Below are 20,302 nucleotides of genomic sequence, written 5' to 3'. Positions count from 1 at the left end.
TAAGTTTATATGAAATAAAAATAAATTTTTAACCCCCCAAATTATGATTAAATTATCTAAAATTACAATGGCACTTACAGTTGCCATATTAGTTTCTTGTTCTAAGGAAGAACCGAACTTAGAACCAAGTGCAGACACAATTTCACCCGAAGCTCTAGAAGGAAAAGTAGCCAAAATTACAAAAGGCTCTGAGTTTATTACTACCTGGGAAGGTACAGAGATTACCATACCTACAGCTCCTGTTAATACTTATAGTTATAATGTTGATTGGGATAACGACGGCATTGCAGACCAAACCGGAATTACGGGCGATGTAACTCATACATTCGACACACCTGGAAAACATACTATTCGAATTACAGGCTTGTTTCCTTCAATTAACTTTAATCTTTCCAGTGAGGAAAATGCTGATCAAATTATCTCAATAGACCAATGGGGAATTAATGCCTGGGAAAGCTTTAGTTTTGCTTTTACATCTTGCAGTAACCTCAAAATAATGGCAACCGATGCTCCAAATTTAAGTAAAGCAACCTCTTTGGGAGCAATGTTTTATAATTCAGGCGTAGGTAGTTTTGATGCGAGTAATTGGGATGTTTCAAATATTACCAATATGTCACATATGTTTAGAGAAACATCATTTGCCAACCCAAATGTAAGTAATTGGAATGTTTCAAATGTTATAGACATGGAAGCTATGTTTTATCACGCAAAATCGGCCAATCCTAATGTTAGTAAATGGGATGTTTCAAAAGTGCAAGACATGGATCAAATGTTCATGGCGGCGGTATCGGCTGATCCTGATGTGCGTAATTGGGATGTTTCCAGTGCATATGACCTGAGTTTAATGTTTGCTTGGGCAACATCGGCTAATCCAGATGTAAGCAACTGGGATGTTTCAAATGTGATTAAAATGGATCATACGTTTGCAGGAACAGTATTGGCTAATCCAGATGTAAGTAACTGGGACGTTTCAAAAGTTATAGATATGGACGGTATGTTTAGCGGAGCGAAATCTGCAAACCCCGATGTAAGTAAATGGAGAATAACTAGTCTCTACCACATGAATGGTATGTTTAGGGAAGCTCCGGCATTTTCTAATGCAAATTACGAGAAACTTTTAATAAACTTTGCTTACCAGCCGCATCGAGGGTATATGTTACTTACAACAGAAGCGACGGCTGTATCTGCCGAAGCAATAGCTGCAAGACAAGTTTTAATTAATGACGGTTGGATTATAAAGGATGGTAATAATACGCCATAATATAATGTGAAAAGGCCCAAGAAGTATGTTCTACTTTTAGTTACAGTTTAATAGCTCACAACCTGATAAATTAAATAGTAACAGCTTTTTAGACCTTATATAGCCTCGAAAGCCTCGTCGTTTTTAGTAACTGCGGGGCTTTTTAATTAAGTAAATTGTAATTATGAGGCTGCTTTTTTAAGGATGCCATTCACCATTTCATTTTATTAATTAACCATGAAAACAACCCCACTGACCATATTAATTTTAAGTGGGGTTTTATATTGTCTAAGTTTATAACAGTTTCAACTTAAAAATCTTAAAACCCCCAAATTATGATTAAACTATTTAAAATTGCAATGCTATGTACGGTATTAGTTATGGTATCATGCTCAAAAGAAGAGCAGCCCGACGAGGCTGCCTTAAAAAAAGAAACGGTAGAAAAAGAGATAGAAACTAAAATTGTTTTAAAAGGATTAACAAGACAATTGAAACTAGCCGATATGCCGTATGGAAATAAAAATATTATTTGGAGCAGTGATGACGCTTCAGTCGCAACGGTAGATGACACAGGGCTTGTTAAAGGTGTTGCTTTAGGAGAAGTTACCATTAAAGCAGAAACACCGGAAGGAAAAACTCTTAAATGGATTCTAGCCGTAGAAAACCAACCTGCCCCAGGAACAGAGTTTATTACTACCTGGATAGGAGAGGAAATAACTATACCTACATGGCCTTTTTATAAATATGATTATAATATTGACTGGGATAATGATGGCATTGTTGATGAAATCGGAATCACTGGTGATGTAACGCACAAGTTTAAGTCTTATGGAGAGCATACCATTCGAATTAGCGGACGCTTTCCCTATATTCTTTTTTCCGTTTCGGAGCCAGAGAATCGAGATAAAATTATCTCTATAGATCAATGGGGAACTGGAGAATGGGAATCTATGGATCAGTCGTATTATTATTGTACCAACCTTATTGTCCGGGCAACCGATGCTCCTAATTTGAGTAAAACTACAAGTCTGGGCGGAATGTTTTATAGGGCTCATGCTGAAGCATTGAATACAAGTAATTGGGATGTTTCAACCATAACAAACATGGCTTATATGTTTTACGGAGCAACATTAGGTAAAACCGATGTTAGTAACTGGGATGTTTCAAATGTAACAGACATGACAGCTATGTTTTCGGAAACACAACTATTGAACCCAGATGTTAGTAAATGGGATATTTCAAAAGTAGAAAGTATAAATGGAATGTTCGATAAAGCTTTATCTGCTAATCCAGATGTTAGTAACTGGAATGTCTCACATTTAACTGAAATGATTTCTGTATTTTCAGATACAGAATCTGCGAATCCCAATGTTAGTAGTTGGGATGTTTCTAATGTAACAGATATGTCTTTTTTGTTTAGTGGAGCAAAAGCGGCTAACCCCGATGTTAGTAAATGGGATGTCTCTAAGGTAACCAATATGAGGTTTATGTTCGAAGAGACTGTGTTGGCTAATCCTGATGTAAGTAACTGGGATGTTTCAAACGTAACCGTTATGGCCAATATGTTTAATGATTCTCAATTAGCTAATCCTGATGTGAGTAACTGGAATGTTTCTAAAGTAACAACAATGGGACGTATGTTTGATGGGGCACTATCTGCAAACCCCGATGTAAGCAATTGGAATGTTTCAAATGTTACACGAGCGTATTATATGTTTGCTAATACACCCTTAGCAGATCCGGATGTTAGTAATTGGGATGTTTCAAATGTTACAAGTTTTCAGTCTATGTTTGAAAACACAACTTTAGCGAACCCAGATGTAAGTAACTGGAATACTTCGAACGTAACAACTATGAGATTTATGTTTGAAGACGCTGTATCTGCCGATCCAGATGTGAGTAAATGGGATGTTTCGAACGTAACAGATATGTGGAAAATGTTTAAAGGAGCCACATTGGCTGAGCCTGATGTTAGCAATTGGAACATTGGAAATGTAACAAATATGAAAGAGATGTTTACCGGAGCTGTTTCATTTTCTGTTGAAAATTATGAGCAGGCGTTAATCAATTTTGCGAATCAACCACATCAAAAAAATGTTGTATTGGATGCAGATGTTATGCCTGCTTCAAAAGAGGCATTGACAGCGATGAAAGCACTAATAAGTGATGGATGGGTTGTAAACGGATTGCCGGAATAAGCTACAAGAATTGTTGATGGTAGTTCTATACCTTAAATAAAATAGAGTAGTCGCTTTTATAGTTCTTTGCTAAACCATCTAAAAAGCCTTGTAAATAATGAATTTACAAGGCTTTTTTTATAAAAAATATTATAATTTTTAAGAAACCAACTGCTCCCTAAAAATAGTCTGTTTTCTATCTGGTCCTACAGAAACAATAGTAATAGGAATTTCCAATTCTTTTTCTAAAAAGTCGATATACTCGTTTAAGGCTTGTGGTAATTGAGAGGTTTCAGACATCGTAGTTAAATCTTCTTCCCAACCATTCACTTCTGTGTAAATAGGCTCTACATTTTCCGGTTCAATATTATAAGGGAAATGTTTAATGGTTTCACCTTTATATTTATAAGCGGTACATACTTTTAAGGTTTTAAAACCAGAAAGTACATCGCCTTTCATCATCATTAATTGGGTAACACCATTAACCTGACATGCATATTTTAAGGCAACTAAATCTAACCAGCCACAACGTCTTGGACGTCCTGTGGTAGCACCAAATTCATTACCGACACGTGCCATAGTTTTACCATCTTCATCAAAAAGCTCTGTTGGGAAAGGTCCAGAACCTACACGGGTTGTGTAAGCTTTAAATATACCGAATACTTCACCAATTTGGTTTGGTGATACACCTAATCCGGTACAAGCTCCTGCAGCTGTTGTATTACTTGATGTTACAAACGGATAAGTTCCAAAATCAATATCTAATAACGAGCCTTGCGCACCTTCGGCAAGAATAGTTTGTCCTGATTTTTGAGCCTGATAAATGTATTCTTCAGAATCTATGAATTTTAAAGATTTTAAAGTTTCAACGGCTTTAAAAAACTCTACTTCAAGTTCTGCTAAATCGTATTCTATATCTACATCGTAATAAGCGATCATAGATTCGTGCTTATCAGCCAAAGCTCTATAACGTTTTTTCCAGTCACTTAGTTCTAAATCACCTACACGAATACCATTTCTGCCGGTTTTGTCCATGTAAGTTGGACCAATGCCTTTTAGGGTTGAACCTATTTTAGCTTTTCCTTTAGAAGCTTCGCTTGCCGCATCTAATAAGCGGTGCGTAGGTAAAATGATGTGGGCTTTACGAGAAATTACCAAGGATTTTCTGTAATCTACATGTTGTTCTTCTAACTTATCCAGCTCTCCTTTAAAAATAACTGGGTCTATAACTACGCCATTACCGACTAAATTAGTTGCATCGTCATGAAATATTCCTGAAGGAATGGTGTGTAAAACATGTTTTCTTCCGTTAAACACTAAAGTATGTCCTGCATTTGGACCTCCTTGAAAACGAGCAATAATATTGTAGTTAGAGGTAAGTACATCAACAATTTTTCCTTTGCCTTCGTCTCCCCATTGTAGTCCTAGTAGTAAATCTACTGCCATCGTAAAAATTAATTATTTAGTTGTTTTTCTATTTCCGTAAAAATAGAGTGAATGGTTATTGATTTCGATATCGAAAATTTCTTCGATAGTTTTTTTTATGGATTGTATTCTGGGATCACAAAATTCTATAACTTCCCCAGTGTCTGTAAGTATCACATGATCGTGCTGTCTGTCGAAATACGATTTTTCGTAATGGGCTTGGTTTTGTCCGAACTGATGTTTTCTTACCAAACCACATTCCAGAAGCAATTCTATGGTATTATAAAGTGTAGCACGAGACACACGATACTTTTTGTTTTTCATAGTAAGATATAGCGATTCTATATCGAAGTGTTCCGTACTGTTATAAATTTCTTGCAGTATAGCGTATCTTTCGGGGGTTTTGCGGTGCCCGTTGCCTTCTAAAAAGCTGGTAAATACGCTTTTAACTATGTCTTGATTTTTTGTATCTGCCTTTGCATTCATAATTCCATCGCAAATTTACACTTTTTTTACACTCTGGTAACCTTATCTATACCATTAATTTTTTTAAGTTTTTCCAAAAGTTTTTTAATTATCGTGTTATTTTTAACAATTACACTGATTTTTCCGGAAAATAACCCATCTTCACTTTCAAAACTTAGGCTTTTCATATTAACATGCATGTTGTCTGAAACAATAGATGTAATGTCGCTTACCAGTCCAATATGATCTATTCCTGTAATTCTAATTTGGGCTAAAAATTCTTGTTGGGAAGAGTCGACCCACTTGGCCAACATAATTCTATAAGCATAATTAGATTGCAAACTAAGTGCATTGGGACAATTTTTTTTATGTACCTTAATTCCTTCGTTAACAGTTAGAAAACCAAAAACGTCGTCGCCCGGAATCGGGTTACAGCAATTCGATATTTTATAGTCTAGTTTTTCTTCCTCTTTACCAAAAACTAAAGAATCGTATTTGGCTGTAACTTCTTCTTTTTCTAACTCTTCCTTATTAATAACTGTTTTTCTTGAAATTTTATTTTTAATAAAACTCATTAAAACGTTACTTCTGGACGTTGCATAGTTTTTAAGCATGGTATTGTCGATAGTACCAATGCCGACTCTATAAAACAGATCGAGGCTCGTTCTAAGCTTAAAATAATTAACTAGTTCGTTTGTAGAAGCTTCATTCAGCGTAATTTTTAGTTGTTTTAGTTTTCTTCTAAGAATTTCTTTACCATCTTCGCCAATACGTTTTTTATCTTCTCTTAAAGCAGATTTAATTTTACTTCTAGCTCTGGCCGTGGTAGCATAGTCTAACCAGTTTGCATTAGGCTTGGCACTCTCTGAGGTTAAGATATCTACTTGGTCGCCACTTTGTAGTTCATGGCTCAACGGTACCAATTTACCATTAACCTTAGCACCTCTGGTTCTCATACCAACTTCGGTATGAATGTTAAAAGCAAAGTCTAAGGATGTGGCACCTTTAGGTAAGGATTTTAATTCTCCTGTGGGCGTAAACACAAATATTTCTTGCGAATAGAGGTTGAGTTTAAATTGCTCAACAAAATCTACAGCATTGATATCTGGGTTTTCTAAGGCTTCCTGTAGTTTATTAATCCAGCTTTCTAAATTGTCTTCTTTTTCGCTTCCTTGTTTGTATTTGTAATGAGCGGCATAGCCTTTTTCTGCAATTTCATTCATGCGCTCGCTACGTATTTGAACTTCAACCCAACGACCTTTTGGCCCCATAACGGTAATATGCAAAGCCTCGTAGCCTGTAGATTTAGGTGAAGAAATCCAATCGCGGAGACGTATGGGGTTGGGACGAAAATGGTCTGTTACTACAGAGTATATTTTCCATGCGAAAAACTTTTCATTAACCTCGTCGCTTTTATAAATAATCCGTATTGCGAATTTATCGTAAACTTCGTCAAAGGACACGCCTTGTTTAAGCATTTTTTTTCGAATGGAAAAAATAGACTTTGGGCGTCCTTTTATAGTATATTCAAAATTTTCTTTATTTAATGAGGTTTTTATAACTTCACTAAATTCTTCAATATATGTATCTTGCTCTTCCTTGCTTTCTTTTATTTTATCGAAAAGATCATTATAAACATCCGGTTCTGTATATTTTAAACCAAGATCCTCCAGTTCGGTCTTTATATTGTACAAACCGATTCTGTGTGCTAAGGGCGCATAAATATATAAGGTTTCCGAAGCTATTTTTTCTTGTTTATCGGGACGCATAGACTCCATGGTTTGCATATTATGGAGTCTGTCTGCAATTTTTATTATAATAACTCGAACATCGTCATTAAGGGTAAGCAGCATTTTACGAAAGTTTTCTGCTTGCAAAGACACATTCATGTCTTTTTCCTTACTTAGTGAGGATATTTTTGTGAGTCCATCTACTATAGTGGCTATAGTTTTTCCAAAAAGTTTCTCAATATCTTTTACTGTATAATCCGGACTATCTTCAACAACATCGTGGAGTAGGGCAGCTGCAATAGATGTGGCATCCAGCCCAATTTCCTGGGCCACTATTTTAGCTACAGCTAAAGGGTGAAAAATATAAGCTTCACCAGACTTTCTACGTTGATCCTTATGACCGTCTATGGCAACATCAAAAGCTTTACGAATTAGTTTTTTATCATCATCAGATAATGTCGTGTAACTAACTTTTAATAATTCTTTGTAGGCTTTAGTAATTGCTGCATTCTCTTTTTCTATATCTTCCTCTGTCATAAATTAAAAGTAACATAAAGAATATTAATCACCAACATGAAATTTGGTTTTTTATCCCTCTTTTATTAAGATTAAGCATTTAAAAAATTTACTAATTGAAGAATGGCTTTACCACGGTGTCCGATACTGTTTTTTAGCTTTAAATCCATTTCTGCAAACGTTTCTTGGTGTCCTTTTGGCTTAAAAATAGGATCGTAACCAAAACCCTGCTCGCCACTTTTGGAGCTGGTTATTTCTCCTTCACAAATACCAGTAAAGGTATGTTGTTTGTTATTAAGTTGAAGTGTGATTACGGTTTTAAATTGTGCGTTTCGGTTGGTTTTAGCATTTAGTTCAGTTAGTAATTTATCCATATTGTCATTAGCATCGCGTTGTTCGCCTGCATAACGAGCAGAGTACACGCCCGGAGCACCGTTTAAAGCATCTACTTCCAGTCCGGTATCGTCGGCAAAACAATCATAGCCGTAATGTTTCTTTACGTAAGTTGCCTTTTGAATACTATTGCCTTCAATGGTATCTTGGGTTTCGGGAATATCTTCTAGGCATCCAATGTCATTTAAGCTTAATAGCTTAATATGCTCTGGAATTAAGGCTTGTACTTCTTTTATTTTGTTAAGATTGTTGGTTGCGAAAACGAGTTGCATGAATGAAATAAATTTTAATCTTCAAAAATACATATATATTGATTTATAAGTAAAAATTTTTTTATGACTTTTTTATGACTTTTGTTACGGTTAATTACTTAAAATTCGTGTATTTTAGATACATAATTAAAACCAATAAAGAGAAATAGATATGACAGTAAATATTCAATATGTTGGAGTAGATGTAAGTGAAACACTTTCAAAGTTTACAGAAGAAAAGTTAAAGAAAATATTTAAGAAGTACGAGTTTTTAATAAGTGCAACAGTGTACTTTAAACAGGATGAGAACCAACATGATACTGGGAAGATTTGTAATATAGAGTTGAGTTTACCTGGGCCTCGTATTTTTGCAACATCTAACGAACGTAACTTTGAAGTGTCGGTAAGAGAAACCATTAGTGATTTAGAGCGTCAGTTGCAGAAAAGGAAAGAGGTTTTTAAAACGCATTAATCAAGGTTCAGATATATATTTATGAATATTGAAACGTATAGGCAGTATTGCTTATCTAAAAAAGGAGTAACCGAATCTATCCCATTTCCTAAGCTACCCAGTGTTCTTGTCTTTAAGGTAAAAGGGAAAATGTTTACGGCTACAGATGTAGATACGTTTAAAAGTTTTAGTATTAAATGCGAGCCGGAAACTATAGAGGAACTTCGTGCGCAGTATGATGCCTTACAAGAGCCGTCATATTTTAGTAAAAAGCATTGGAGTAGCGTTGTGGTTGATGGCTCAATTCCAGATAAAATCTTATATGAATGGTTGGATGTTTCCTATAACTTAGTTGTAGCTAAACTTACCAAGAAAGAGCGATTAGAATTAGAGAATTTATAACTAACTAAATATTTAAAAGACACCTTAATAATTCATTTCGATAAATTCTTTGTTTTTTCGGAAAGACTTTAATTATACTAACAGTTTCCTAAACATGTATTTTTAAACCCCGAAAGGTACAGTGATCGTTATTTAAAATAGGTGTTTTCCCTAAGGACCTTTTCTAAAACGAATAGATGGATCAAAACAAGCTACGCAAGTTAACCTCGAAGGAGTTTGAAGAGATTTTCAATCGTCTATACGATTCACTATGTCTTTTTGCCCATAAGTACGTTAATGATTTAGGTGTTTCTGAAGATATCGTTCAGAATGTGTTTATAAAAGTGTGGGAAGACAAGGTTGTGTTTCGTGACGAAGATAGGATAGTAGGCTTTTTTTATACTGCGGTAAAAAATAAATCCCTCGATTATTTAAGAAGCAAATATGCTAAAGATGTTAAGGCTTATACTTCAGAGGATTTAGAGACTCTACAAACGGAAAATTACTTTTTATCGGAAGCTATTCTAATAGAAACATCGGATGTTATTGAAAAAACAATGAAATCGCTGCCTAACAAATGCGCTGAGGCTATGAGATTAAGCATTGAAAATTATACAAACAAAGAAATAGCCGAAGAAATGAACATATCCATTTATACGGTCAAGGAGTATAAGAAAATGGCATACCAAAAATTCCGAAAAGCTTTAAGTTACTTAAGGATTAAATAATTTTTTAATCTTTTACCCCCTCTCTTTCTTTTTCTTTACGTTATAGTTATAAACAACTGTATACAATTTTAAACGACTATATACAGAGATGTGCAAACGTAATTATTTTTTGATTTTTTGACGGTTCAGATAAAATTAAATCCTTTATTATTCTGGAAAAAACAGATAATTCATTGCTAAGTTTTTTTGAAGACAAATTTTTAGTATCCCCAAAGATACAGTGATCGTTCTTATTTAAAATGGATGTTTCTCTTACGAACATTTTTTTAGCGAATAGATGGATCAAAACAAGACATACAAGTTAACTTTGAAGGAGTTTGAAAAGGTTTTCAAACGTCTATATGAACCATTTTGTCTTTTAGCATATAAGTATATTAAAGATTTAGATCAGGCTAAAGATATCGTTCAGGAGGTCTTTGTAAAAGTATGGGAGAAAAAGGTGCCCTTTGAAAATGAAGACAAGATTGAAGGCTATATTTATAAAATGGTAATTAATAAGGCTATCGATTTTTTAAGAAGTAAAGACGTAAAATATTTTGAGACGCACTCTCTGGAGAAATTGAAAACGCTACAAAAAGAAAATTACTTTCCATGGGAAGACGTTATAACAGTGTCATCAGATCTTATTGAAAGCGCATTGAAATCACTACCTAATAAACAAGAAGAGGTTATGAGATTAAGTATTGAAGATTATAAGAACAAGGAAATAGCAGAAAAAATGAGCATAGCCGTTAATACGGTTAAGGGGTATAAGAAAGAAGCCTATAAAACACTCCGAAAAACTTTCAGTTATATAAGAGATATTTAAAAGTTATTTAAGTTTTTTAAACTTTTTACCCCCTCCCTTTCTTTTTCCTTACGTTATTATAATATAAGAGATTATTAATTCTTAAAAAATTATGAACAATTCAGATAAAATCAAATCACTTTCGGAGAAGATTGTAGCTTCGTTATTAAAAGGTGAAGCCCCAATTGATTTAGAGGAATTTAATGAGCTTACCGAAGATGATAAAGAATACATCCTTTCCAGTATAAAAAATAAAAGCAAAAGAGAAGAACGTCTAGAACTTAGAAAGAAAATAAATAAACAAAAAGCCTGGGAAACGATAATCGGTAAAGAAAAACAAAGTTACTTCAAACCAAAAACGTTTTGGTATAGAGCGATTGCGGCATCTATAGTCATTTTAATTGGCATTGTATTTCTTTTAAATAAAAATGAAGGGTTGCAAATTGATACAGTAGTTACAGCAGAAAACAATATTAAAATAGGCACAGACCAAGCAATTTTAACATTGGATGACGGTTCTGAAGTGTATTTAGAAAAAGGTCAAGTTTACCAATCAGGTAACGTTAATAGTAACGGTGAAGAAATAATATATCTGGCAGACCACTTAGAAACAAGAACAAAAGATATTGCTTATAACATATTAACGGTTCCTCGAGGGGGGCAGTTTCAAATAAAACTATCAGATGGTACTAAAATCTGGCTAAATTCTGAGTCCCAACTAAAATATCCAGTAACATTTAATGGTATGGAAAATAGGCGAGTGGAGCTTATTTATGGCGAAGCCTATTTAGATGTGTCACCAAGTACATTACACCAAGGAGCGAAGTTTAATGTGTACAATCAATATCAAGAAGTCGAAGTTTTAGGAACCGAGTTTAATATCAAGGCCTATAAAGATGAAACAAATATTTATACCACTTTAGTAGAAGGCAAGGTGCTTGTTAAAACAAATACTTATACCTCTTTAGTGGAAGACAAAGTACTTGTTGACTTCCAAGATAAAAAACAACATCTTGTGCCTGGCCAACAATTAAATCTAGACATCCAAAATAACAACTTAAGCGTAACAACAGTTGACAATACGTACAAAGACATCTCTTGGAAAAAAGGCAAATTTAGTTTCAGAAAAAAAACCTTAAAAAATATCATGAAAGACCTTTCCCGTTGGTATGATATGAAAGTGATATTTGAAAACAAAGAAACGGAAGATAAAGTGTTTACGGGGTCATTTAAGAAAAGCTTTTCAATAGAAGAGGTCATGACATTCATTAAACACTCAAATAGCATCAATGACTATTATATAAAAGATAAAACATTAACTATTATTAGGTAGAAGACATTATGTAAAAGTACCTAGAGCCTATTTTAAAGAATGAGCTAGAGATAAAACAAAAAAATTAAACTAACGATTAAATGGCCCTACCCATGAAAACAAATATAATTTTATTCAAATTTTTTGATTTTGATACGAATACCACCGGTAACAGAGATGGTGTCACAGAAATAGATGGTGATATTATCGTAACCTTATCAGGTGTATCAGGACTAGGATTGTCCCAATTAGGCCCAACAGGAGGTGAAGCCCCAAATCTCATCTCCGTTGGTCTAAATTGTATCGATACCATTTCCTTTACAGTAAAAGCATCTGCGATTGAAATTGATGATGTATTAGCCGATTCTTTTCAAACAAAAGTTAATAATAATGATGATCCAGATTCGGTAGAATATATGTTGGATGTAAAAGATGTCTCAGGCTTTAAGTTTATACAAGTATTTAATGATTTACACGAAAAGGTGTTACAGGTTAAAAGTAAAAGTGCTGAGGCCAGCCGTCTAAAAAAAGGTTTGTATTTTTTTAAAGATTTACAGTTTAGTGCGGTGCAGAAACCAAACAGTATGAATGATAAATAGGGCATGGAACGTATAAAAAATAATCTTGTGGATTATTTTGATGGACGAACAACCAGCTAACGAGAGACAAAAGCGCATAAAAAACAAATAAAATAAAAAATCAATTAAAAAAAGGGAACAAGAATGTTTTTAGATTTATTAAATTGGAGAGATAAAAAAATTTAAATCATCTTTTCCCTTTTTTGATTAAGTATAGTATCTTAAAAAAAGCTTATGCAAAATAAAACTGATGGTTTATGAATCATATCAGTATGAATGAGAAAGATAAGAATAATATAAATTGAAGACAAATCGGTTTATCCGAAACTTAATAAAAACGCACGAACTAACCTCATGAAAAAGGGCATGACTATTTTAAAAAATTAAAACTGAACAAATAAAATGAATATAAAATAAAACAAGCATAAAAAATATTAAGAAGGAAGGAATGTAACTTACGTCTAACAGTTTAAGATTACATTCCCTTTTTTTGGTGTTTATTACTTAACTAAACTTTTTTAATTAAGTAATAGCAGTCAAATTACAGAAATTAGGTGAACCATGTTTTTATTTAATAAAAACACTCTCAAAATTTATTATGCGCACATTTATACTGTTGTTTTGTGTCACATTTTTCAGTTTTACACCAAAACATACTAACTCTCAAAACACCAAGGTTGTTATAGATTCAACCATGGAGGTGACCGTTTATAAGGTATTCGATATTATTACAAAAGCGGATTTTTCGTTCTTTTATGAAGAAGATTGGTTTAAAGACTATCCTAAAGTTGTGCTCAAAAAAGGAACTATTCGTGTTAAAAAGTTATTAAATACCTGTATTCCAACCGAGGCTTTTGATCTCAAGATAGTGGGGAAAAGTATTTTTATTAAGAAAAAAACAAATGAAGATAAAAACTCACAACGAAGATTTTTTGGTGTAGTTAAAAATCAGGCTGGTCAAGCCATAATGGACGCTACCGTTTTAATAAAAGGATCGGGTAAAGGAACTGTCACCAATTCCGATGGTCGGTTTAGCATTACTGAAGCTCACCCAAAAACAGTTTTAGTATTCTCATCATTAGGTTATAAAACAGAGGAGATCACAATCGGTAATCAAAATAGTATTAATATTACCCTAGAAGAAGATGTCTATAAATTAGAAACTGTAGAAATCGTGGGGCACTACTATGAAAGATCTCAACGAGAGAATCCAGGAAGTGTTTATAAAATAGAAGCTAAAACCATAGAAAGGCAACCCGTATCTAATCCGTTAGCAGCTATGAATGGTTATATTCCGGGAGTCAATATTGTTCAAAACACAGGACTTCCCGGTAGCGGTTATAAGATTGAGATACGTGGTAAAAACTTTATAAATGCAGATACAGAACCACTTTACATCGTAGATGGTGTTCCTTATAGTTCCAAATCATTGTCATTTCCTCTTGTTAATTCTATCTTACCAAAAGAAAGCCCGCTTAGTTTAATAAATCCTATTGATATTGAAAGCGTTGAAGTGTTAAAGGATGCAGATGCCACGGCTATTTATGGCTCACGTGGCGCCAATGGTGTAGTGCTTATCAAGACTAAAAGAGGTAAAGAAGGAAAAACCCGAATTAGAGTTAATGTCTCTACGGGACTGGCAAGCGTGCCTCGTTTTATAAATTTATTAAATACAGAGCAATATTTAAACATGCGATTGGAAGCGCTTGCTAATGATGGTTACACACCTGAAACGGCACCGGATGCTATACAAGAAATTATGCCGGACTTATTTGATTGGGATCAAAATCGTTATACAGATTGGCAAGAGGAGCTTATAGGAGGTACAGCTAATCGGAATATGGGACAGATATCTTTTTCAGGAGGTAATGAACAGACACAGTTTTTATTTAGTGGCAGTTATCAAAATGAAACTACAGTATTTCCCGGAAATTCAAAATATGGAAAGGCTTCGGTACAAAGCAATATAAACCACCAATCACCAGATGAGCGTTTTCAGGTAAATGTCTTAACGAATTATGTTGTTGACGATAATCGTCTCCCGCTTGGTGAGCTTACAGTAGAAGCCTATAACTTGGCACCAAATGCTCCGGACCTTTATAATGACCAAGGCAATTTGAATTGGAATGGATGGACTCTATCATTAGTAGATAACCCATTGAGGCTATTAGAAGGGGAATATCGAGCAAAGAATAAAAGTCTTCTATTGAGCACAGTGATTTCTTATAACCCCATACCTGATCTGGAATTCAAGGCCAATTTAGGTTACACAGATTACCGCAGGGAGGAGTATAAGGCATCTCGACATACGATGTTTAATCCTGATTTTGGGTTTACAAGTGCTAATGGGTCGTCGATTGTTACTAATAATGCCTCGCGCCAATCCTGGAATGTGGAACCACAGGTTAAGTGGGAAAAGAACTGGGGCGAAGCTAATTTTAATATTCTGGTAGGAACCACATTCCAGCAACGTTTAACACACCAGGTTAGTATAACGGGACAAGGGTTTCAAAATAACAATCAAATCCTGGATGTTTTCGCAGCCATTGAAATCGAAGATGGGATAGATCAAGAATCCAAATATAATTACCATGCCATATTTGGGAGACTAAATTTTAAATGGGCAGGGAAGTATATTATGAATCTTACAGGTCGACGGGATGGCTCCAGTCGGTTTGGACCTGGCAGACAATTTGGTAATTTTGGCGCTGTTGGAGCAGCCTGGATCTTTTCAGAAGAAACTTTCTTAGAAGATTATGAGTTTTTAAGTTATGGGAAGCTCCGTACCAGTTATGGGGTTACAGGTAGTGATAATATAGGGGATTATGGCTTTTATAATACCTACGATACTTTTACTTTGAATGATAGAAGTTATATCGCATCAATACTACTGCCAAACAAGTTATTCAATCCAACATTTGGATGGGAAGAAACCACAAAGTTTGAAGTAGGTCTGGAATTGGGCTTTTTAAAAGATCGCGTACTATTTACAACTGCATGGTACAGTAATCGCTCTTCAAACCAACTGATTGGAATTCCTTTACCTAGAACTACTGGTTTTAATTCTGTGAATGCCAACTTTGATGCTACGGTAGAAAATACAGGTTTCGAAATAGACTTTCGGTCTACAAATGTTGAAAAGAACGATTTTAAATGGACCACAACTTTTAATATTTCGATACCCAAAAACAAGCTGGTAAGATTTGATGGGTTGGAGCAGTCTACTTTTGCAGATCAGTTTGTAGTTGGGCAGCCCTTAAGTATTCAGAAGCTGTATCATGCAACCGGTGTCGATCCGGAGACAGGTGTGTATCAGTTTGAAGATTATAATAAAGATGGCGATATAGATCCAAGTGCTCTTTCGGAAGATCGCCAATGGATTGAGGATACATCTCCAGAGTTTCATGGAGGTCTTAACAATAGTTTTAGTTATAAAAACCTGAACTTGGATATATTTTTCCAGTTTAAGAAACAAAGAGGAACTAATGTTTTCTATAATTCAAGTTATCCTGGCGATTTTTTTAATCAACCCGAGTCTGTATTAAATCGCTGGCAGAAAAATGGAGATGTGGCTCCGGTACAGAGATATAGTGTCGTAGGTAGTGAGGCAATATCTGCTTTTTCTAATTATCGTAATAGTAGTGCGATGTATACGGACACTTCCTTTATCCGACTAAGAAATGTCTCTTTAAGTTATACTATTCCAAAAGCGTTCATTCCTGGATTGGATGCCAATATCTTTTTCCAAGGACAGAACCTCTTAACGATTACAAAATCCCTAAAGGCAGATCCGGAACACTCAGGAGTCATGACGCTTCCTGTGTTGCGACACTTTACAGTAGGATTAGAACTAAGTTTTTAACATGAAAATTAGATGTTTATGAGATTTAAATACAGAGATACAATGCTATATCAATGGTTTTTTGCCTTAGCTTTCCGAGGGTACAATCTATTACACTCAATTATTTTAATGGGATGTTTAACAGCCTGTACAGATTTTGTAGAGGTAGATCTACCAAAAAACCAACTATCGTCCGAGTCCATTTTTGAAGATGTATCAATGACGGAGTCCGCGATCTATGGAGTCTACTATCAAATGCGCACCAGTGGATTGGTATCTGGTGACGGTTTGAATGTCTCTATGGGTGTATATACCGATGAGTTGGATTATTACAAGCTTGGTCGGGGAGAAGCGCTAGAGAATTACCAGAACCATACCGTAGGAGCAAACGACCTTATTATTGCAGATTTGTGGAACAATGCCTATACCCAAGTTTATACGGTCAATGCAATTATAGAAGGGGTTGAGGGTTCAGTGAGTTTTACCTCAGAAGATAAGGATCTATTTAAAGGAGAAGCTTTGTTTGTAAGATCTTATCTGCATCTATTGCTTGTAGAATTCTTTGGAGACATTCCCTATATTACTGGGACAGATTATGTAGAAAATCGAACCGCAACGCGTATGTCCAGAGCTTTGGTTTACGATCGCATTATAGAAGATCTAAAGTTGGCTATAGACTTGTTACCTGATTATGATATTAGTGGCGAGCGTATACGTCCCTATGCTGCAGTTGCAAAAGCAGTACTTGCTCGAGCTTATTTATATACTGAGCAATGGGGCTTGGCAGAAGCGATGGCAGATCAGGTTATTAATGAATTTGGGGCTTTTTTGGAACCTGATTTAAACAAGGTCTTTCTAAAAGAGGCTTCCGGAACGATCTGGCAATTTAAACCAAATGCCGATGGCAATAATACTAGTGAGGGAACAAGGTTTATATTCGCAACCGGACCTCCATTAAATATAGCGATGAGCGATCTCTTATTTGATGCATTTGAACCTGGTGATCTGCGCCAATCTTCTTGGGTGAAAGAAGTTAATAATACTACAAATACACAAACATGGCACCATGCTTTTAAGTATAAGGAACAAGGTAATACTGATAGTTCTGTAGAATATTCGGTACAGTTGCGTTTGGCGGAACAATATTTAATTCGTGCAGAATCGAGAGCACACCTGGATGACATCTCTGGAGCGCAAGCCGATATAAATGCTATCAGAAACCGAGCTGGCTTGAGCGATACATATGCCGCTACGTTAAATGAATTGCTAGATGCTATTTTGCATGAACGTCGTGTCGAATTGTTTACAGAACAAGGACACCGTTGGTTCGATTTAAAACGTATGGGTAAAGCCGCCGAAGTATTAGGAGCAATCAAACCCAATTGGAAGGACACTCATGTATTGTTGCCCATTCCTGATGCGGAGTTAACGCTTAATCCGAATTTATTGCCGCAGAATAAAGGCTACTAAGAAACCAGATAAAAAGTAAGTTTAAATACCATGAATCTTGGATAAGAAAATTTATGTCAGTGAGACATCCAATAAAAATTTTATCTAGTGTAAAATATTGACGTAATGCCTCCTCGAGTACTTCGGCTGTGCTCAGCATAAACTGAAGTCGAGAGGTCTTAAGGAGGTCTCGACTGTGCTCGACCAGACACAGGTTTAAGGATATAAGAACAATGTTCTCACTAATTTTATGCTGGTGATTCCAGAACTCTATTCTAGATTTTGGGATCTACGTTCTCTTTTGAATCGGGTAATAGATTCTTAAACAGATTCGTGTTGAGTTGGTAAGTTACTATGTGATTGCCAACGAGCCCGATAAACTTATCATGAAGTACCCTGAATGATCTTAGTTTGTCTTTTTTAATACCATAAACATAAAAGCTAAATTCGTAAGTGTTATCTACAAGGTTGTATACATCAATAATTGAAGCCCGTTTCCATATATGTTTAGGCTCATTTTTCCCGATCAATTTAGAGTTTACAAAAAGGTAGTCGCCATAGGTTGTACTACTTCTATTTACTATTAGAGGTGGTGCGGCCATTTTTAGCTGATCTTTAGATGCTATGGTTCCCACTTCTATTTGAGCATGGCTTATGGTGTCTATGGTTTTTCCAAGATGGCTTAATTGGAGATTGGTATCGGCAACTATAAATTGATTACGATAATAATAGGTATACACCAACTTTTGTAACTGGCGATTGTATTGGAGGGAGCCATCGGTATCAAAAATGCCGTCGATTTGCTTTTGCAGCAGGTCGTGAGTGAGGTCAATCTTGCCTGATTCTAAAAGGTTTACTTTACCCAGAACATTTTCTCTGGTCTCACTGCTTACGCCTCTAATAAGCAAGCTAACTGAGTCTATAGGTTCTACTTGTGAAAAATAGACTGGTTTATTTATAACAGAACTAGCTTTCCAATCGGTTGTATTACCCCTAAAAATATAAGACTTAACACCATCCATAAGAAAAAAATGAGGTGGGATTACCCGGAGCTGCATAGATTTGTAAGGAAGACTGTCTTGGTCTAAAGTCAAACGAATGGTTTCTTTGTTCTGAAGTGTCGTATCTAAAGTAATCAAATGAAATGGAGAGATGCTGTTTCCCAAATATATTTTCCCCTGGTCGGCTCCGGCAATATAATAAGAGTTGTAAGCCAGATCCAATTCTTTTGATTTTATTGCAGGATGACCAGCAAACAGGCGTGTAAAACTATTGTCCCTGTGTATTTTATGTTCTGAAAGAGAGAATAATAAAAACATGAGCCCTACACCACATACCATACAAATAAAAAGGAGAGCGTATGGTTTTTTATGTGGCATAAGGCTCTTTATTACATATTTAGGGTTATCGTCATTTTTTTGTGGACTTAATATTATAACCCCAATAAAGGCAAGAACAACAAAAATGATATTAAATACTAAATGCTCGGTCCAATTCAATTTTTCCAAAACACCTCCACAAGAACAGGGAATAAAATCACTAAAATTCAAAACGATAAAAATATAGGAAGTAAACATGACCATGAGCATAAAAGCAGCATACAAGGCCGGTAACCTAAATCGTGGAATGACCAACATTAATGAAATTAGGATCTCAACAGAAGGTACTATCCAAACCACCCACCCAGCATAAGCTGTAAGAACGGGAGATTGCCCTATTTGAATCTTAAATTCGTCAAAAACTAAAAGTTTGCTTACAGCGGCATATACAAACAATAGTATATATAGCATACAAATAAGTTCTAACAAACTATTTTTATGTTTACTGTAGGTTTTTATAACATTGTAGTGAAAATAATTTTTTAGCAACATAAATACGAATTAAAAAATGTTTTTGAATGGTAAATGTTTGAGCAAGAAATTTTTAGGAAAGGGTGGGGTTGGTTTTTTGAAGGGGTAATAGTTTATGCTAATTTTAGCAACGAAACTTATCTGTTTTTTAAGGGTGGGATGCTGCCACTATGTTCGGTTATTGAAAATAAAAATATGTATTCCTAATAATACAAATAAAGAAGGTTGCTGAAAAAAGCAACCTTCTTTATTAAGTTTTATTTTATAGAGGCAACCTGTATGGATCCATACATAGAAGTCCCCAGGCTCTAGAATATAAGTCCCGAGTTACCCCTGACTCAAAAGTCGTACATTGCGCTCCCCAGTTGTTGATTGAGCAACCGTATGGTAGTGACATTGTTTGTAGTTCACAATTGGTTGGAAGGGCTCTCTGGATGTATACATCACCCGAGACATCATTTGGAGCAGGTGTAAAAGCAAATGAGGCTACAATGGCCAGCAGAAAAACAAAGGCAGGCAAAACTTTTTTTAAAGATTGACGTTTCATAATATAAATATTTTAAAATTAAAAATTATTGACCTACTCGTTTTTACAGGTTTTCGGTCTAACTCCTGACTGTACAGTATGTTTTGTCTCGAATTTATCATTCGTGAGTGTAATTCAGGGATAGTTTTGAAGCGTATAATGGTTTTTAAAACAATTTTTGTTTATAGCTCATCAAAAAAAT

Annotated in this window: 16 protein-coding genes; 10 read left to right on the top strand and 6 right to left on the bottom strand. The window is 35.1% G+C overall.

Annotated elements, in window-relative coordinates:
* Nucleotides 1–43: 43 nt before the first annotated feature.
* Together C1H87_RS04710 and C1H87_RS04705 are read left to right on the top strand one after the other, a co-directional pair.
* Nucleotides 44–1,261, top strand: a complete 1,218-nt coding sequence (locus C1H87_RS04710; protein WP_102754709.1) for a BspA family leucine-rich repeat surface protein — start codon at nucleotides 44–46, stop codon at nucleotides 1,259–1,261.
* Between the two features lie 314 nt (nucleotides 1,262–1,575).
* Nucleotides 1,576–3,438, top strand: a complete 1,863-nt coding sequence (locus C1H87_RS04705) for a BspA family leucine-rich repeat surface protein (protein ID WP_102754708.1) — start codon at nucleotides 1,576–1,578, stop codon at nucleotides 3,436–3,438.
* 138 nt (nucleotides 3,439–3,576) lie between these two features.
* Here the strand turns inward: C1H87_RS04705 and C1H87_RS04700 are convergent, their stop codons facing one another.
* The 4 genes from C1H87_RS04700 to C1H87_RS04685 form a co-directional block, all read right to left on the bottom strand.
* Complete coding sequence (locus tag C1H87_RS04700) at nucleotides 3,577–4,863, bottom strand: adenylosuccinate synthase (protein ID WP_102754707.1); 1,287 nt, start codon at nucleotides 4,861–4,863, stop codon at nucleotides 3,577–3,579.
* Nucleotides 4,864–4,875: 12 nt separating this feature from the next.
* On the bottom strand, nucleotides 4,876–5,328 hold the full coding sequence (locus tag C1H87_RS04695) for a Fur family transcriptional regulator (protein ID WP_102754706.1): 453 nt from the start codon (nucleotides 5,326–5,328) through the stop codon (nucleotides 4,876–4,878).
* Nucleotides 5,329–5,354: 26 nt separating this feature from the next.
* The gene (locus C1H87_RS04690; RefSeq protein ID WP_102754705.1) at nucleotides 5,355–7,574 is read right to left on the bottom strand and encodes a RelA/SpoT family protein; all 2,220 of its coding nucleotides are present in this window, start codon (nucleotides 7,572–7,574) and stop codon (nucleotides 5,355–5,357) included.
* 71 nt (nucleotides 7,575–7,645) lie between these two features.
* Nucleotides 7,646–8,218, bottom strand: a complete 573-nt coding sequence (locus tag C1H87_RS04685) for a non-canonical purine NTP diphosphatase (RefSeq protein ID WP_102754704.1) — start codon at nucleotides 8,216–8,218, stop codon at nucleotides 7,646–7,648.
* Between the two features lie 151 nt (nucleotides 8,219–8,369).
* Here C1H87_RS04685 and hpf point away from each other — a divergent pair, with 151 nt between their 5' ends.
* From hpf to C1H87_RS04645, 8 genes are all read left to right on the top strand, one after another.
* Nucleotides 8,370–8,669, top strand: a complete 300-nt coding sequence (hpf, locus tag C1H87_RS04680; protein WP_102754703.1) for a ribosome hibernation-promoting factor, HPF/YfiA family — start codon at nucleotides 8,370–8,372, stop codon at nucleotides 8,667–8,669.
* A gap of 21 nt (nucleotides 8,670–8,690) precedes the next feature.
* Nucleotides 8,691–9,050, top strand: a complete 360-nt coding sequence (locus C1H87_RS04675; protein ID WP_102754702.1) for an MmcQ/YjbR family DNA-binding protein — start codon at nucleotides 8,691–8,693, stop codon at nucleotides 9,048–9,050.
* Nucleotides 9,051–9,226: 176 nt separating this feature from the next.
* Nucleotides 9,227–9,757 carry an RNA polymerase sigma-70 factor gene (locus C1H87_RS04670; RefSeq protein ID WP_102754701.1) on the top strand — a complete coding sequence of 177 codons (531 nt, stop codon included), beginning with the start codon at nucleotides 9,227–9,229 and terminating at the stop codon, nucleotides 9,755–9,757.
* Between the two features lie 277 nt (nucleotides 9,758–10,034).
* A complete protein-coding gene (locus C1H87_RS04665; protein WP_102754700.1) occupies nucleotides 10,035–10,565 on the top strand; it encodes a sigma-70 family RNA polymerase sigma factor in 531 nt (176 codons plus the stop codon).
* A gap of 91 nt (nucleotides 10,566–10,656) precedes the next feature.
* Complete coding sequence (locus C1H87_RS04660; RefSeq protein ID WP_102754699.1) at nucleotides 10,657–11,877, top strand: FecR family protein; 1,221 nt, start codon at nucleotides 10,657–10,659, stop codon at nucleotides 11,875–11,877.
* 92 nt (nucleotides 11,878–11,969) lie between these two features.
* Complete coding sequence (locus C1H87_RS04655; RefSeq protein WP_102754698.1) at nucleotides 11,970–12,455, top strand: hypothetical protein; 486 nt, start codon at nucleotides 11,970–11,972, stop codon at nucleotides 12,453–12,455.
* A gap of 577 nt (nucleotides 12,456–13,032) precedes the next feature.
* Complete coding sequence (locus C1H87_RS04650; protein WP_102754697.1) at nucleotides 13,033–16,296, top strand: SusC/RagA family TonB-linked outer membrane protein; 3,264 nt, start codon at nucleotides 13,033–13,035, stop codon at nucleotides 16,294–16,296.
* 18 nt (nucleotides 16,297–16,314) lie between these two features.
* Entirely contained in the window at nucleotides 16,315–17,745 is a 1,431-nt protein-coding gene (locus C1H87_RS04645) for a RagB/SusD family nutrient uptake outer membrane protein (protein WP_233783347.1), read from the top strand.
* Nucleotides 17,746–17,999: 254 nt separating this feature from the next.
* On the opposite strand, the gene C1H87_RS04640 is transcribed toward C1H87_RS04645, so the two are convergent.
* Together C1H87_RS04640 and C1H87_RS23710 are read right to left on the bottom strand one after the other, a co-directional pair.
* Complete coding sequence (locus C1H87_RS04640; protein ID WP_102754696.1) at nucleotides 18,000–19,595, bottom strand: MauE/DoxX family redox-associated membrane protein; 1,596 nt, start codon at nucleotides 19,593–19,595, stop codon at nucleotides 18,000–18,002.
* A gap of 241 nt (nucleotides 19,596–19,836) precedes the next feature.
* Nucleotides 19,837–20,121 carry a DUF6520 family protein gene (locus tag C1H87_RS23710; protein WP_394337955.1) on the bottom strand — a complete coding sequence of 95 codons (285 nt, stop codon included), beginning with the start codon at nucleotides 20,119–20,121 and terminating at the stop codon, nucleotides 19,837–19,839.
* Nucleotides 20,122–20,302 lie beyond the last annotated feature (181 nt).

This window comes from Flavivirga eckloniae, assembly GCF_002886045.1.
GTDB classification, from domain to species: Bacteria; Bacteroidota; Bacteroidia; order Flavobacteriales; family Flavobacteriaceae; genus Flavivirga; species Flavivirga eckloniae.
This window is presented reverse-complemented; position numbering and strand designations above follow the sequence as displayed.